The organism is Candidatus Woesearchaeota archaeon (assembly GCA_030651135.1).
In the GTDB taxonomy this organism is placed as follows: Archaea; Nanobdellota; Nanobdellia; order Woesearchaeales; family JACPBO01; genus JACPBO01.
This window is the reverse complement of sequence record JAUSCS010000006.1, coordinates 100,569-115,871: the sequence shown is the minus strand read 5'-3', so window position 1 is coordinate 115,871 and position 15,303 is coordinate 100,569. Positions and strand designations below refer to the sequence as shown.

The window sequence follows — 15,303 nt, the reverse complement described above, 5'->3', positions numbered from 1 at the left end:
AGTGGGGCGTAGGGAACTTTCAGCATAATTCTTTTGAATCCCTGACACCACGGTCTTCAGCCGTGTGCTCTTTCCTGCGTATTGCAGACCCAGGCTGAGCTAACGCCCCGCTATAGAATCTTGATTTTATGATTATTTATATTGTTTTCGCTTTTTTTCAAGAAAAACAGAATTTTTTAAAACAAAATTATATCTCTTCTTCTTCAAGATCGATATCTTCCCCTTCATTTTCCTTGACTATATTGGAAAAAATTTCCTTGCTTTCTTCAGGTTCTTTCTTCTCGCTTGGTGCAGAAGAACTAACAACCTCTAATGTTCCGAACTTGCCTGTTGTAAGCTGCTTTTCTCCCTGCCATTCATTTACATAGCCGTTTTTAATATGAACCTTATCTCCTGCTTTAACTGTTTCGATCTGGTCATTCCACAACGTTATTTTTATTTTATCCCCGAGATGGTCTTTTGCAATTACATTTGCAACTTTCCCGGTTCTTCCGAACTTGCTGAATTCTCTGGGAGGTGAAACTTCAACTATGTCAAGCACAATGTCAACATTGCCTTGTTTTGATTCCAGATCTTTTACGTTCATAGCAGCCAGAAATTATAATTAGTTTATAAAGTTATTTGTTCTCGTTTAAAAAAACCAAAAATTTATATACTACGGATTTTTATAAGTGTTTATCATAGTGTATAAAAGAGGTGATTTTGATGGTTGCTTTAGCAGGAACAGATGCCGTGATTAGGATAACATTAGCCATTATAATTGGGACATTGGCTGCAATAGTCTACAGTTTGCGCGTGCTTGTTCTTATGGAAAGGAGAATAGCCAGGGTAGAAATGCATATAGAAAACATGGCCAACAAGATAGTTAAAGAGGAATACAGAATAGAAAAGGCAGTTAAGGGCAAAAAGAAATAAATTAACTCGTTTTTAGCTCTTTTTCCAAATCTCTTATTTCTTTTTCTATATCTTCTATTGTTTTGCTGTTGTTTTCCTGCTCAAGAAGCTGGCCGCATTCGGGGCATTTATAGCTGAAATCAACAGCCTGCTCAAAAATAAGGCGGATGCACTTGTTTTTGCAGATGAAAAAAATGCCGCTGTTTTCCCTTATGAGCCTTTCCTTAAGCTTCTCTATTTTCTTCCTTTTTAAATCAAAAAAGAGATATTTGACCCTTTTATTGTCGAAAGTCCAATAATAGATGTACCACCCCTTTTTTTTGTCTTTTTTCCTGTTAAAAGAGACCATATTCGCATTATAGAGGCGGTAAAGCATATTTCTTGTTTCGTTTATTTCCCGCTTTACAGCTTCTGCTATCTTGAACTCAGAGACATTTTTCTTGTTCTTTAGATATCTGACTAAAGGAATCGTGTCTTCGCCAGCGACTTCTTTGACTACATTTTCAATTATGTTGTTTGAAAGTTTCATCTTCTTTTTTTAGAAGCCCTAAATAGGATTTACGGCCATACACGAACCCGTATTTTCCCTTTATAAATCTTTTTATTTTCAAGGCCGGATTTAGAAAGATTAATTAATAACTTCCCCTAAAACAAGGCTTATGCCAACAGAATCAATAATTGTAATATGCTCCCATTCTGATGACCAGATATTCGGTCCAGGCGGCACTTTGGCAAAATATGCGAAAGAAGGGAAGGAAATATATACGATTGTCCTTTCATACGGCGAGAGCAGCCATCCTCATTTTCAAAGGAAAGTGGCAGTTGAGACAAGGGTTGATGAAGCAAAAAAGGCAGATGAAGTCATTGGCGGCAAGGGCGTTGTTTTTATCGGCTTGAAAGAGGGAAAATTCAGGCTGCAGGCAGAAGAAAAAAATATGAAAGAGAACATTAAAAAAATTATTAAAAAAATAAAGCCATCGAAGATATTCACGCATACATCAGATGATCCTCATAAAGACCATCGGGAAACATACCAGCTTGTAATGGAGATTGCAGATGAATTAAGCTATAAGGGCGATGTTTACAGCTTTGCAATCTGGAATCCGTTAAAGATAGGAAAAAGGAACCTCCCGAAGCTTGTTGTTGATATTTCAGATACATTCAAGACAAAGATAAACGCACTTAACTGCTTTGAAAGCCAGAAGCTCTCGCTATTATTCCTTTTGTGGAGCGTTTATTTGAAGGCAATAGTCAATGGCCTAAAAAATAAATGCAGGTTTGCAGAGGTGTTTTGGAAGGAAAGGTAACAAGATGAAACCAAAGCTTTTGATTGCAACAGACTCATTTTTGCCAAGATGGGATGGCGTTTCAAGATTTCTGTCAGAGATACTGCCCGCCATAAAAGACGATTATGATGTTACAGTGCTTGCGCCGGATTTTAAAGGAGAGTACAAGGAGATAGAAAATGTAAAAGTGATAAGGCTCAAAGTGCACGAATTCCAGATCGGCGATTATAACCCTCCAAAGATTGTTTATAAGAGCATAAAGCAGTTTGTAAAAGATGCTGACTTAGTCTGGACACAGACAATCGGGCCAATCGGCGCAGCCACTATTTTTATTGCAAAGAGGCTGAAAAAAACAGCAATAGCATATATCCATTCAATAGAATGGGAACTTGTAAGCAAAAGCACATCGAGAAACAGATTTATCGGGTGGTGGACGTATTTTATAGTCAAGATAATTGCATGGTTTCTTTATAATAAATGCGACATAATAATGGTTCCTTCTTTACAGATTGCTGAATTGCTGACATGGCAGGGGATAAAGACAAAAAAAACAGTTGTGCAGCTGGGCGTGAATGTTCATAAATTTATCCCCTCAACAAATAAAAAACAAGCGAAGAAGAATTTGGGATTGGCCGAAGACAGCATCATTATAGGCTTTGTCGGAAGAATCGGATTTGAAAAAGACCTGCTTACATTATACAGGGCATTCATAAGGCTTGAAAGATCTTACCAGAATATTAGGCTGCTTATTGTAGGGGAAGGAAGAAAAGAATTGAAAGAATTATTCGGAAGAAGAAAAAGCATAATTTTGAGCGGCGCGGTAAATAATGTTGTGCCTTATCTGCAGGCAATGGATATTTATGTCCTGCCTTCCTTAACAGAGACGAGCTCGCTGTCAACAATGGAAGCTATGTCAGCATGCCTGCCGGTTGTATGCACGCCCGTGGGTGTTGTAAAAGAATATATCCGGGACGGGAAGAACGGGCTTTTGTTTCCAAAGCAGAACTCTTACATCTTATCTAAAAAACTGGAGTTTCTTATAAAGAGCCCTGAAGCGAGGGCTGCACTTGGTGAAGAAGCGCGAAGAACAATAGTGGAGAAATTTTCGTGGGAAAAAACTATTTACAAGGTAAAAAGAGTGCTGGAGCTTTATAGCTGAGTCTGTTATTCTTTTTTGGATGCCGCTTTGTTGAGATCTGCCATTAATTTTTTAACATCGATCCCATGCGCAGCTGCTCCCTGTTCTATTGTCTCGAACTGGGCAACTCCGCAGCCAATGCAATGAAGCCCGTGCTGCATGAAAACAGTTGCTGTATTGGGATATTTCAGAACAACTTCTCCGATTGTCATGTTCTTTGTGATTTTATCTTTTATTGCCTTTGATTTTTTTATTTTTGTTTTGTTTGTTTTTGTTGTTTTTTTACTTTTCATTTTCTCACCTTATTTTTTAACTATCTTTATCGCTGAAACAGGGCAGCTGTCTGCTGCTTCCTGGTTGCAGCCAACATCAGTCAGCTCCAGCTTCTTAGGAATTGCCTTATCGCCCTCTAATTTCCAGTTTTCCGGGCATACAGCTTCGCAGCTTCCGCAGCCGATGCACGCTTCCTTGTCATATATTATCTTTATTTTCGCCATAAAATCACAGTTTTATTCTTTCTGTTTCTTTTATATAGCTTATGAATCATATTTTCATGCTGACAACCTTGCTTATCTTGTTTTCATCCATTGTTATTCCGTATAAAGTATCTGCTTCTGAAATAACATGGTCATTATGGCTGATCATCAGATACTGGGCTTTTTCAGAATACTGGCCTATCAGCTTTGCAAATTTTTCTGAATTGTGCTTGTCAAGAGCAGCGTCAACCTCATCGAGAACATAGAAGGATGCCGGCTGATGCTCCTGTATCGAAAAGATGAATGCAAGCGCTGTGAGTGTTTTTTCTCCGCCAGACAGGCTTCTGATATCTAAAAATTTATTTCCAATTATTCTTACTTTTATCTTAACACCGCCCTCAAATGGATTCTGCTCATTTTCAAGCTCCAGGAATGCGTCCCCTTTGTTTGAGAGCAAACTAAATATTTTTTTGAAATGGTCGTTTACTGTAACCATTGTGTTCATGAATAGGTCTTTCTTTTTGCCCTCAATCTCTGCCATCATATTAAGCACATCTTTTTTCTCTGTGCTGAGTTTTTCTTTTTTCTCAATAAGCGCATTAAACTCCTTCTCAACAGCCTCATAGATATCCAATGCCCTCATATTGACGCTTCCTATGTTGTCTCTCATCTTTTCAAATTCATTTATCTCTTTCTTTAGGTCTTCTTCAGACTTGTGTGAAGCGAGCTTAACGCCGGCATACTGCTGGAACTCTTCATCTAATCCAGCAAGCCTTGCTTTTATTGCAGCTTCGTCGATAGAAAGCCCATTTATTACATCCCCGCCCTCTTTTAACTTTGCTGCCAAAGACTCTGTTTTTTTATCCGACTCTGAAATCTCGTCAGTCAGCTTGGTTCTTTTTTTATAAAGAGCTTCAAATCTGGAATAGAATTCATTTTGCTTGTCCTCTTTTTCCTTTAGAGCAGAATACTGGTTTTTTATCCTGTCTTTCAAATCAACAATCTGTTTTTTAAAGCCTTCAATTTCCTTGTCATTCTGCTTCAGGATTTTTATTGTGTTCTCTTTATCCCTGATGTGTATTGATTGTACCTGGTCATCAATATTCTTTATATTGAGGCCCCTGTTTATAACATCAGCATCGAGCTCTTTTTTCTTTTCTTCAAAAGCATTTAACTCAGCCAGTATCTTCGGATTTCTCAAATCATTTATTTTGTTTTTCAATTCCTGTTTTTTTGTTTTGTTCTGGGCCATCTCATTATTCAGGGCAGATATGCTGTCTTCGAGCTTATCCCGCTTCTTATCAACGTCTTTGATTTCAGCGGCGAGCGAGTCTTTCTTTCTCTTGCTGGCATCAAGATCAGAATCTTCAAGGTGAAGCCCTTTCTCAATTTTTATTACATCCCCTTCAAGGTTTGCCTTGAATGTCCTCAAAGAAACTACCTTATCATCAACTTCTTTTCTTCTTTTTTCAAGAGAGGAAACAAGAGTTTTTAGTTCAACAGCCTCTTCATTTTTGTCTTCAATGTTTTTGGCTACGTCCTCTTCCTCGAAGCCAATGCCTTTTGTCCTGTGCCTGAATCCGCCATGCATTGCTCCGCTTAATTCCGCAGAATCGCCGTCAATTGTCACCATCTTTGATGTTCCGATGCCAATTCTTCTTGCAACGTCAATATTATCAACAACAAGCGTGTTGGCGAATACATGCGAGAAAATATCCTTGAATCTTGATTCATAAGAAACAAGGTTAACAGCAAGGTCATGCACGCCGCTGCTCGACTTTAATTTCTCAACTTCGGGCTTTATTGGAGTTGGCTTTATTTTGTTTAAAGGAAAGAATGTTGCCACGCCGAGCTTGTTTTCCTTGAGATATTTTATGCATTTTGCAGCTGTTTTGTCATCTTCCACAACAACAGCATCTATTTTCGGGCCTGCTGCAATTTCCAGGGCAAGGGCATACTTTGAATTTACTTTGCCAAGCTGGCCCACAGTGCCGTATATCCCGCCGAGCCTGCTTTTGTTTTCAAGCACTTTCTTGACAGCAATATTGCCAAAAAATCTCTCCTGGCTGCCAACGCTTCTTGCTTCTAATTTGGACAGCTCCTCAACTAATCTTGTTAATTTCTCCCTTGAGTTTGATAGCTGCAATGCCAGTGAAGAATCTTCATTCAGCAGCTGGCTCAGCTCATTCGATGCCTTCTTAAGCTCTTCTTTCTTTCTCTTTAAATCCTGAATGTCTTTTTTGTGCTCTTTTTCAATTTCCTCCACTTTTTTGATTGACTCATCTATCGATTTTACGCTGAACTCGAGCAAGTCTTTTCTTCTCAAGAGCTCCTGCTGCTCTGTTCTTAGCCGCTGTATATTGTTCTGATTTTCTTCAAGATACTTGTCAATTGCCTCAACTTCTTTTTCAATATCCTCAACATCCTTTCCAATCTTGTTTCTCTTTTTGAATTCATCCAGTTTTTTTACCAGATCATTTATCTCTTTCAGCTTTCTTGACTTTTCTTCTTCCAAGCCAAGCTTTTCTTTGTTCAATGATTCAATTTTTTCTTCAGTCTGCGAAAGACTGCCCTGCAGCCCCTCTTTTCTCTGCATTATTCTTGAAATCTCAGTTTCAAAGCTTTCCATTTTTGTCTTGTTTGCCGCTGTGTCTACTTTAAGCTGCTGTATTTCTGAATCAAGAGAATCCTTGTATCCGCGCTTTTCAACTTCTTCAGTTATTTTTTTTATCTCCCCTTGCTTGTCAAGAATATCGTTCTTTAAATTAGAAATATTCCTTTGCAGAGCTTCTACTTGCTCCTTATGCTTAAGGATTTTTTCATCAAGCTCTTTTTTCTTTTTATTTTCCCTATCCATCTGCGTATAAATGTAGGTTGCCTTGTTTTGTCTTATCTTATCGTTTAATTCCTTATACTTTAATGCCTGATCCCTGTCTTTCTTCAATTCTTTAAGATATGTTTCCCTTTCCTTCAGAATAACATTTGCCTCGTTAAGCCTTTCATCTACCTTTTGAAGCTCAAGCTCAGCCTTATGCTTTTTATCCTCGTAAACTGAGATTCCGGCAATTTCTTCTATGACTTTTCTTCTTTCTTCAGTCGGCATCTCTGTAAACCTGACAATATCGCCCTGAAGAACTATATTGTAGCCATCCGGGTCGATTCTTGCTATGTTGAGGAGATCTAAGACCTGCTGCCTTGTCATTGTCTTATCATTGATTTTATATTTGCTCTGGCCGTTCTGCTTTACGATCCTTGATATCTTTACTTCTCTCTCATTGGACGGGAATATCTTTTTGCTGTTGTCAAAATAGATTGAAACTTCTGCATAAGGCGATGCTTTTTTTGTTTTCCAGCCGTTGTAGATGAAATCAGAAGATTTTTCAGCCCTTAATGACTTGCTTGAGCTTTTGCCCAGCACGAAGCAGAGCGCGTCTAGAATGTTTGACTTGCCTGCTCCGTTTGGCCCCAAGAGGCAGTTAAACTTATCTCCAAATAAAAGCTCTGTGTGCTTTGCGAATGACTTAAAGCCGTGCATTACTATTTTGTTTATTTTTGTCATTTTGTTAATTTTGATTAAAATACACTATTTAAAATTATTGTTTATTTCCTGAACTCAAAAAGTTTTTTCTGGTTCTTCTGCGCAGCCGCGTCCTTATAGTTTGACCAGCTTTTCCTGAAAAAAGGGTATTTTGCATAGTTTTCCTTTAAAAACTGAGCAGTAAAAGGATCAGCAGGGTAGCCTGAGCCAAAGTCAACCTTGAACCTCTTTTTTAAAGCTTCGATCTCCTTGTCTCTTGTGACTTTCGCTATTATTGATGCTGCTCCTACAATAGGATAGTTGACATCTGCCTTGTGCTCTGCTATGATCTCGGGATTTTTATTTTTTAAAAGTTTTTTGATATATTCCGCGTATTTCTCGCAGTTTGGAGAGGGGCAGTCCAAATAAACCTTGTCGGGATGGAGCTTGTTGATCATATCAGCTGTTTTTCTTGCTTCAAGCCAGTTTAAATTGATGTCCTCTTCCCTTCCGACTGCGCGGTCTATTTCTTCAGGAGGGATTATTGTGATTTCACATTTGTCTGCAAGTTCTAGAATTTTATCAAAGAGGCGATTTCTTTCATGAGGTGAAAGAAGCTTTGAGTCCTTTACGCCGATGTCTTTTAACTGCTGAATCTTGTTTTCGTCAATAGCCAAGCCGCACATAACCATGGGACCTATAACAGGGCCGCGCCCAGCCTCTTCAACACCGCAGATTATCATAAGTGAAGATAAGGGCAAGTGTTTAAATAGTTTATTGTTGCATAATGTGTTAAGTAAAGTTTCTAACTATGTGCCATATTTTAGTTTACTTAACATATAACATAATGATTAGATTTAAATATTCCTGAAAATAAAACTTAGGAATGAACATAACACTGATCGGAATGGCGGGAGTCGGAAAGAGCAAAGTGGGGAGAGTGCTGGCAAAAAGGCTTAATTACAATTTTATAGATGTTGATGAAATAATTGAAAAAAATTCCAAACTGAAGCTGCAGCAGATAATTGATGAATTTGGAGATGAAGAGTTTATGAAAATAGAAGAAAAAACAATTCTGGGTTTGGGTGAGCTGAATAACTGCGTTATTTCACCAGGAGGCAGCGCGGCTTATTCTGCAAATGCTATGGAATTTCTGAAGAAGATATCCGTTGTTGTATTTTTGAATGCCCCTTTCAAGATAGTTGATAAAGTAAAGAACCGCCTTACAAGAGGAATAGTCGGGTTGAAGGGGAAAGGATTAAGATCGCTTTTTGAGGAAAGGCTGCCTCTTTACAGAAAGTATGCTGATGTAATTCTGGATCTTGATGAAGATTACGAGATCGAGGGTGTTGCAGAAGAGATCCAGAAAAGACTGAAAAAATAATAGCGGGGGGAAGAATTTCATCCTTTCGGATTTTGAACTTCCGACCTCTGGGTTATGAGCCCAACGGGCATTGAGGCATTACTGTCTCCTGACTGCCCTACCCCGCTATATAGAAGAGAATGTGTGTTTTATTTATAAGCGTTTTTCTTTTGAATGGGATTTTTAAAGAAAAAATAAGAAAATTAATAAAGAACGAGGAACAATCACGGAAAGGATAAAAATGAAGAAGGCAGAGGAGTATATAAAAATCATTAAAGATGCTGGGTTGGTCCATGCAAGCTCAAGAAAACTTCCATTAATAACTGCCAGCTGTATATTTTTTGGCTATAATAATATTCTTAAAAAAGAAATAGGATATTCTTATGGGACTATGGGGAACATAGGGAAAGGTGACATGGCTTATTTCTTAATTAATGAAGAAAAGGCAGGAAACTTGTTTAATAAAAAAATTAAAGTGAGCGCGTTGAGGTCTTTAAATAAAAAATTAAAAGCCCTCTTCGATAAAGACAATCATCTTTTTGAGCAAGTAAAAAAAGAAAGAGATGTTTTCAAAGTTTTAAAAGTCACATTCCAAATATATCCTGAGGTTCTTGCCCAAATTGGGTTCTATAATTCAATAATGAGATATGTAAAAAATGACAAAGACAGGGCCAAAAAATTGGGAAAATTCACCCATTTGATTGCTAAAGATAAAGATGCTGTTGCCAACTTGATATATCTTAAAATAGAACCGTTAATTAAAAATTGCGCAGAAAAAATCGGGAAATCTATCTTTGAGGGTGATTTATTAAGGTATTTGACATTGAAAGAGTTTAAGAAATTTTTGAAAGAGAAAAAAATCTCTAAGACCCAATTATCTGAATTATCGAAAAGAAAGGCAGGTTATTTGTATCTTTTTCACAAAAATAAGGACAATATTACTGCTGATAAGGAAATTGTTAATAGTGTTTATAGACAGTTTATTGATGCTGAACGCAATATGGGCGTTTTAAAAGGAATAACTGCTTATCCTGGAAAGGTGGTGGGGAAGGTTTATAAGGTGTTCCACGGAGTAAAAATCGCTAAACCCGGATATGTGTTAGTGACAAGCATAACAAAACCAGATGATGCACCTCTGCTTAGTAAATTCGCAGCCATAATTACAGATGAAGGAGGTGCGCTTTCTCATATTGCAGTTGTTGCCCGAGAATTCAAAATCCCCAGCATTATGAGCACTAAAATAGCTACAAAGGTCTTGAAAGATGGCGATCTTGTTGAAATTGATGCCAATAAGGGCATTGTAAGGATATTGAAAAAGAAATAGAAAGATTTATAGGCAAAAAAGTAAAGTGAGGATCTAATGCCGAACATAAAACTATTCAAGGATATAAGGAAAGAAGATATTCCTATTGTTGGAGGCAAGGCTGCAAATTTAGGAGAGCTGGCAAGCATGGGGCTTCCTGTTCCTGACGGGTTCGTAATTACGGCAAGGGCATATGAAAGGTTTGTAACAGAAGCAGGAATTAATGAGAAGATCCATAAACTGCTTAAAGCTCTTGATGTTGAAAATACAGGTCAGCTGAATAAGACAGCGGAAAAAGTAAGAGGGCTTATTATGAAGTCACGCATGCCAAAGGCGCTTATCGAAGATATAAAGAAAGAATATTCAAGAATGAATGATTTTGTTGCAGTAAGAAGCTCGGCAACAGCAGAGGATCTTCCTGATGCGAGTTTTGCAGGCCAGCAGGAAACTTTTTTGAATGTTAAAGGTGAAAAAGAGGTTTTGGAAGCTGTGCAGAAATGCTTTGCTTCGCTGTTTACGCCGAGGGCGATCTATTACAGGGTTAGAAATAACTTTCCGCACGAAAATGTGTTTTTAGCTGTTGTTGTCCAGAAGATGGTCAATGCAGACAAGGCAGGGGTTATATTTTCTATAAATCCTGTAACGCAGAACAAGGAAGAGATAATCATTGAAGGAGCTTATGGCCTCGGAGAGGCTGTTGTGCTTGGAGCATTGACTCCTCACTCTTATGTGATCGACAAGAAAACTCATAAAGTTAAGAACAAAAGCATATCGAAGCTGGAGTGGGGATATTACAGGAGCAAAAGCGGGAAAACAGAGAAAAGGAATATAAGCCACGGCCATATCGAAGTTCTGAATGAAAATGAAGCTAAGGGGCTGGTAAAGTTCACAAAGGAGATCGAAAAGCATTACAGCATTCCAATGGATATTGAATGGGCAATCGAAGGCGGGAAGATCTACATATTGCAGGCAAGGCCTGTGACTGCATTAAGATAGATGCAAACAGGGGCATTGCAAAAATAATCAAGAGGAATGCATCATAACTATGGCAAAACTTCAAAATAAAAATTGGTATCATGATGTTCCAAATCAGAGAATTACCTTGTATATTGTGAGCGTTTTGCTCGCCTGCTTAAAAGAGCATGACAGCTACTATAATAGAAAAATCAGAAACCTGATGTTCAGCATTACTGATGTGTATTCTGCAAGGGCCTGTTATTCAGAGCCTGATTTAAGAGAAGGCGCACAGAAATTATTGGCTAAATGCATAAAAAATACTGAATTTCTGAAGAAAACTGAAAGGATCATGATAGAACGAGGCAGTCAATTGCTGAATTCTTCAAGAAAAGTTGAAACTATAAAGGACAGAAGCATAAAATCATTGAGTGTGCTGTTCAAAGAAATTTATGATAAATATGCCAGGTACTTCGCCATAGTCATGATACCCGAACTTTCTATTGAATTTGTTGAGAAAGATTTTGATGAAGAGGTAAAAAGTCTATTTGGGAAAGAAGCTAACAAGGTGATAGACCTGCTTTCAATTCCCAGAGACTCTTTTTTGCTGAGGGAAGAAAAAGAATTGCTAGCAATATCAAAAAAGCCAAATTTCAGGCAACTTATCAAAGAGCATGTAAAGAATTATTTTTGGTTAAACAACAATTATGTGGATACAAAATACTTGGGCGAGGGATTTTTCCTTGACAAGCTCAAGTCATTAAAACTAACTGAAGAGCACAATATGAATGACAAGAAAAAATTTTTAAATTCATTAGAAGGCGGTAAATATAAACGGCTTAAAACCCTGGCCAACATGGTAGAATTCATAACCTTTGTGCAGGATACGAGGAAAAGAACAGCTATAGAAGCCAGCTATTACATAAATGAACTTCTTGATGAGATGCGCGCGAAGAAGGGGCTGAGTAAAGAAGAAATATCTCTGTTGACTGGCCAAGAGCTAATCCAGTTAGATACAATTACAATCTCAGGGAAAGAGCTGATCAAAAGAAAGAAAAAAATTGTATGCTATTACCACGATGGCAATTACGAAATGCGCACAGGAGATGATGGATGTAAGTTTGAACAGGAAATTGCACCTTTCAGCATATCTGGCCAAACAACTTTCTTTGGCAGGCCCGCTTATAGGGGTAAACTAAGAGGCGCAGTAAATGTTATCTTGAGCGTAAAAGAGCTACACAAACTAAAAGATAAAGAAATACTTGTAACATCAAATACAACGCCAGATTATGTTCCATTCCTAAAAAAAGCAAAAGCAGTAATTACAGAAAAAGGAGGCATAACCAGCCATGCAGCAATAATCAGCAGAGAGATGAAAATACCCTGCATTGTTGGAATTAAGCATATAACCTTGGCCCTGAAGACAGGCGATGAAATTGAAGTTGATGCTTATAAAGGCGTTGTAAAAATAATCAAGCGCAACACATAACAAAAATATTTATAAACAATGGGGAATATCTGACTCTTATGCCGAGGTGGCACAACCTGGTACTGCGCTGACATGCCTTCAATCTGAAGCATGGCGGAAGATTGCTAAGTACAACAGTGCTTATGATCGCCACAAGTACCGTAAAGATTCAGTGCCCGCAAGGGCTCGGGAGTTCAAATCTCCCCCTCGGCGTTTCTTTAATTAGAAAACAAAAAGATTTATATATAAATGATTTTATCCTTAGATTATGCAAACCATAACCATACCCAAACAAGAATATAAAAAACTTAAGAAAATGGAAAAACTCGATATAGACTTGCTTCAAGACATAGCTAGGGGCATAAAAGACGTTCTAAGAGGGAATATTAAGGAGATTTGATGTTTTTCAATGTATTTTCTACCATGTCGTTATATACATCCAAATTTGCTTTTATAACTTCTATCTCTTGCTGTTGAACTTTTTTATCGGCGATTGTAATCAGGAAAACAACCTCATGCGATTCATACACCAGAAATATGAGCCTCTTACCATTAAATTTTTTCTCTCTGAAAAACTTGTAACCTAATGGTTTACCGTCATATGGCTGAAGTTTTAATTCTTGCTCGAACTTAACTACCCTATCTTGTTCAGGCTTGCTTAACCTCTTAAACTTGGTTTCATACCAATCAGTTCTAAATATGCGGTACATAAATATCTTTTAATTATGCTACCTTAAAAATATTGTGATTTTCACGTTTTTACATCCTTCGCTGACTCGCTTAATTTTCTCATCCCCTCGGCGTTTTTATTTTGATGCGTTCCAGAGAACTTTAAAGTAATTTTTGAACGTATCTGCTGTTCCTTTATTTTCGATCAAAATTCCTGTTTCAGACTCCCAAAGCATAAAGGCAACTTTATTATTGTAGAGCCAAATTGATATCGGAATAACATATTTTGTGCCAATGAGCTTGGCTTCTGTTAATTTAAGTTTTTTAAGCTCTCTTGACCTTTTAATTGCCTGCTCATTTCTGCCGAAGATTATCTCCAGCTTAATGTTTTCCTTTATTCTTCTCTCATGGAATTGCGGAAGGTAAAATGGAAGAACTTCAGTTGCTTTTCCAGCAGATGTTAAGGAATACCATATTTTTGGCTTGCTCTTGATTATATCTTCCATTATATTTTTTAAGCCTTCCTTGCCTTTATGAACAGTTACATCAGTTATTGCTTTTGACTGCTGCGCTATTTCAAATAGCTTGGGCAGAATACCCTCAATGTTTGCTTCTTTTTCCTTGATGATCTCTTTTAATTTTTGCGGGTTTGCAGCAATAAAAAATCTGGCCTTTCCCTCCATTATAAAGCTTACAAGACCGCGGTCTATAAGCCTTTCCAGGCAGTCATAGATTGTTCTTCTATGCATCCTTGTCTTTTCTGCAATCCTGCCAATATGGGCTTTGCCAAGATCCAATAGCGTAATGTAAACTATTGCCTCGTTTCTTGTCAAGCCTAAGCTTTCCAATGCTTCTGTTTCGATCATGATGCCTGAAGATCCTTTTATGTTTTTAAAGCTTTCTATTTGTGGTAAAGAAGTTTACCCACAATATATATGAAGGAACCAGTAATACTACTTCAAAGTGATTTAAAATGAAAGAACAAGAAAAGAAGAAGAAGTCGCCTACTCAAGAAAAGTTATTGGAACTTGGAAAAAAGAACAAAGAATTAGCAGAAGAATATAAGAGAGGAGATAGTGGAAGAAAAAAATGTTTAAATGAAGCATTAAGGGGATTTAATATTTTAATGGAAGTCGTACAAATGCCTCAAATAGCAACTTATTCTATGTTTGACAAGATCACAATAGACCGTGATTGTGGCGTGCTATCAGAGTATGTGATATATATAGATGAAGCAAAAATATACTATTCAAATGATTCAGATATGCTCCCTTTATTTTCAAAAGTATTGGATGAGAATAATGCGAAAGAGGTAATAAGTGCGTGGTCCACAATGTACGCTGGACCAGATAGATATGGTCTTTTAGGTTCCTTATGTGAAATAAGCAAGCTTGGAAAAGACAAACTGCTTGAAAGAATATTGGATGATTTATTAGGCTAATCAACAGGCGTTGAAAATGAAAAAAAATCTTGAAAACATATATCAAATATGGTCTGATCTCGAACCAACAGTAATTGCTAAATCACTTAAAGTGGCAGAAGAAATATATGGGTTGTGTATCGGTTGTCTCGATAGTCAATATTTTCACAAAACTATGGAAAATGAATATTATGATGGAAAATTAAAATTTTGGTGTGTAGAAAGACCCATATTTAGAGAATTTTGGAGCTTTAATCTCAAAAAAGACGGTCTTTACTTTGACGGTAAAGTTGGAGGTAATCTGATGCAACATAAGATCAAAAAACCAGATGATATTTTTTTATTATTTTCAAATTGGCCAAGATGGCCCCAAGATGTTATTGAAATGCTTAAATTTGTAAAATACGAATTGAAGAATTTCAAAAATTTTGGATATGCACCAGAGCACACAAAGAAAATATATGACGTTTGTATGGAATATTTTAATTCACCCAATTTTAGAAGTTATTTAAAAAAAGGAGGAGGAAAATTTGATGTGTGGAAGTTTAATGGTAGTGATCTTGAAATTCTAACCCTTATTGATGAAAAAGGTTTGTGCATACAAAAGTATCTGTGGCCATTCATCTATGCGAAACACACAGATGAAATTACGAAGCCAGAGGGCATTATTGATTCTTTAGGGTGGAATCCCCATAATATCAAAAAAATATCGGTTGCGGGTATTGAAAAAATAAAAGAAAGATTAAAAAACATAACTAAAACTGACGAGTGGTCTCTTGATGACAGAGTATTTGGTTCAGAATAATATCGCAAAA

18 protein-coding genes and 3 tRNA genes are annotated in these 15,303 nt (G+C 37.2%); 11 read left to right on the top strand and 10 right to left on the bottom strand.

Going from position 1 to position 15,303, the window contains the following annotated elements; all coding sequences use genetic code 11:
• Nucleotides 1-2 precede the first annotated feature (2 nt).
• Nucleotides 3-109: transfer RNA gene (locus Q7J54_00875), tRNA-Phe, on the bottom strand.
• A gap of 78 nt (nt 110-187) precedes the next feature.
• Nucleotides 188-586, bottom strand: coding sequence for a hypothetical protein (locus Q7J54_00870; GenBank protein ID MDO8740107.1), 399 nt, complete (start codon nt 584-586; stop codon nt 188-190).
• Nucleotides 587-705: 119 nt separating this feature from the next.
• On the opposite strand from Q7J54_00870, the gene Q7J54_00865 reads away from it, so the two are divergent.
• Nucleotides 706-915: a hypothetical protein gene (locus Q7J54_00865; protein ID MDO8740106.1), complete on the top strand. Its 210-nt coding sequence runs from the start codon at nt 706-708 to the stop codon at nt 913-915.
• 1 nt (nt 916) lies between these two features.
• Here Q7J54_00865 and Q7J54_00860 read toward each other — a convergent pair whose 3' ends face one another.
• Nucleotides 917-1,423 carry a hypothetical protein gene (locus tag Q7J54_00860; protein ID MDO8740105.1) on the bottom strand — a complete coding sequence of 169 codons (507 nt, stop codon included), beginning with the start codon at nt 1,421-1,423 and terminating at the stop codon, nt 917-919.
• Nucleotides 1,424-1,553: 130 nt separating this feature from the next.
• Here Q7J54_00860 and Q7J54_00855 point away from each other — a divergent pair, with 130 nt between their 5' ends.
• Together Q7J54_00855 and Q7J54_00850 are read left to right on the top strand one after the other, a co-directional pair.
• Nucleotides 1,554-2,201, top strand: a complete 648-nt coding sequence (locus Q7J54_00855; GenBank protein MDO8740104.1) for a PIG-L family deacetylase — start codon at nt 1,554-1,556, stop codon at nt 2,199-2,201.
• A 4-nt stretch (nt 2,202-2,205) separates the two neighbouring features.
• A complete protein-coding gene (locus Q7J54_00850; protein ID MDO8740103.1) occupies nt 2,206-3,339 on the top strand; it encodes a glycosyltransferase family 4 protein in 1,134 nt (377 codons plus the stop codon).
• Nucleotides 3,340-3,344: 5 nt separating this feature from the next.
• Here the strand turns inward: Q7J54_00850 and Q7J54_00845 are convergent, their stop codons facing one another.
• From Q7J54_00845 to rnhB, 4 genes are all read right to left on the bottom strand, one after another.
• The gene (locus Q7J54_00845) at nt 3,345-3,530 is read right to left on the bottom strand and encodes a DUF1858 domain-containing protein (protein ID MDO8740102.1); all 186 of its coding nucleotides are present in this window, start codon (nt 3,528-3,530) and stop codon (nt 3,345-3,347) included.
• Nucleotides 3,531-3,620: 90 nt separating this feature from the next.
• Nucleotides 3,621-3,815: a ferredoxin gene (locus tag Q7J54_00840; protein MDO8740101.1), complete on the bottom strand. Its 195-nt coding sequence runs from the start codon at nt 3,813-3,815 to the stop codon at nt 3,621-3,623.
• Nucleotides 3,816-3,861: 46 nt separating this feature from the next.
• Nucleotides 3,862-7,353 (bottom strand): chromosome segregation protein SMC, encoded by a 3,492-nt coding sequence (gene smc, locus Q7J54_00835; GenBank protein ID MDO8740100.1) that lies wholly within the window; start codon nt 7,351-7,353, stop codon nt 3,862-3,864.
• A gap of 41 nt (nt 7,354-7,394) precedes the next feature.
• Nucleotides 7,395-8,054 carry a ribonuclease HII gene (gene rnhB, locus Q7J54_00830; GenBank protein MDO8740099.1) on the bottom strand — a complete coding sequence of 220 codons (660 nt, stop codon included), beginning with the start codon at nt 8,052-8,054 and terminating at the stop codon, nt 7,395-7,397.
• Nucleotides 8,055-8,197: 143 nt separating this feature from the next.
• Here rnhB and Q7J54_00825 point away from each other — a divergent pair, with 143 nt between their 5' ends.
• On the top strand, nt 8,198-8,695 hold the full coding sequence (locus Q7J54_00825) for a shikimate kinase (protein ID MDO8740098.1): 498 nt from the start codon (nt 8,198-8,200) through the stop codon (nt 8,693-8,695).
• On the opposite strand, the gene Q7J54_00820 is transcribed toward Q7J54_00825, so the two are convergent.
• A tRNA-Met gene (locus tag Q7J54_00820) sits at nt 8,696-8,802 on the bottom strand.
• Between the two features lie 113 nt (nt 8,803-8,915).
• Here Q7J54_00820 and Q7J54_00815 point away from each other — a divergent pair.
• The 5 genes from Q7J54_00815 (at nt 8,916) to Q7J54_00795 (ending at nt 12,799) form a co-directional block, all read left to right on the top strand.
• Complete coding sequence (locus Q7J54_00815; GenBank protein ID MDO8740097.1) at nt 8,916-9,998, top strand: PEP-utilizing enzyme; 1,083 nt, start codon at nt 8,916-8,918, stop codon at nt 9,996-9,998.
• Between the two features lie 36 nt (nt 9,999-10,034).
• A complete protein-coding gene (locus Q7J54_00810; GenBank protein MDO8740096.1) occupies nt 10,035-10,973 on the top strand; it encodes a PEP/pyruvate-binding domain-containing protein in 939 nt (312 codons plus the stop codon).
• A gap of 49 nt (nt 10,974-11,022) precedes the next feature.
• Nucleotides 11,023-12,420: a PEP-utilizing enzyme gene (locus tag Q7J54_00805; protein MDO8740095.1), complete on the top strand. Its 1,398-nt coding sequence runs from the start codon at nt 11,023-11,025 to the stop codon at nt 12,418-12,420.
• Between the two features lie 40 nt (nt 12,421-12,460).
• Nucleotides 12,461-12,612, top strand: a tRNA-Ser gene (locus Q7J54_00800).
• 55 nt (nt 12,613-12,667) lie between these two features.
• Nucleotides 12,668-12,799: a hypothetical protein gene (locus Q7J54_00795; GenBank protein MDO8740094.1), complete on the top strand. Its 132-nt coding sequence runs from the start codon at nt 12,668-12,670 to the stop codon at nt 12,797-12,799.
• On the opposite strand, the gene Q7J54_00790 is transcribed toward Q7J54_00795, so the two are convergent.
• Nucleotides 12,786-13,109, bottom strand: a complete 324-nt coding sequence (locus Q7J54_00790; GenBank protein ID MDO8740093.1) for a hypothetical protein — start codon at nt 13,107-13,109, stop codon at nt 12,786-12,788. The genes Q7J54_00795 and Q7J54_00790 overlap by 14 nt on opposite strands.
• Before the next feature lie 96 nt (nt 13,110-13,205).
• Nucleotides 13,206-13,934 (bottom strand): helix-turn-helix domain-containing protein, encoded by a 729-nt coding sequence (locus Q7J54_00785; GenBank protein MDO8740092.1) that lies wholly within the window; start codon nt 13,932-13,934, stop codon nt 13,206-13,208.
• Between the two features lie 107 nt (nt 13,935-14,041).
• Between Q7J54_00785 and Q7J54_00780 the strand changes: the two genes are divergently transcribed.
• On the top strand, nt 14,042-14,509 hold the full coding sequence (locus Q7J54_00780) for a hypothetical protein (protein MDO8740091.1): 468 nt from the start codon (nt 14,042-14,044) through the stop codon (nt 14,507-14,509).
• 16 nt (nt 14,510-14,525) lie between these two features.
• Nucleotides 14,526-15,293, top strand: a complete 768-nt coding sequence (locus Q7J54_00775; GenBank protein MDO8740090.1) for a hypothetical protein — start codon at nt 14,526-14,528, stop codon at nt 15,291-15,293.
• The last annotated feature ends 10 nt before the right edge of the window (nt 15,294-15,303 follow it).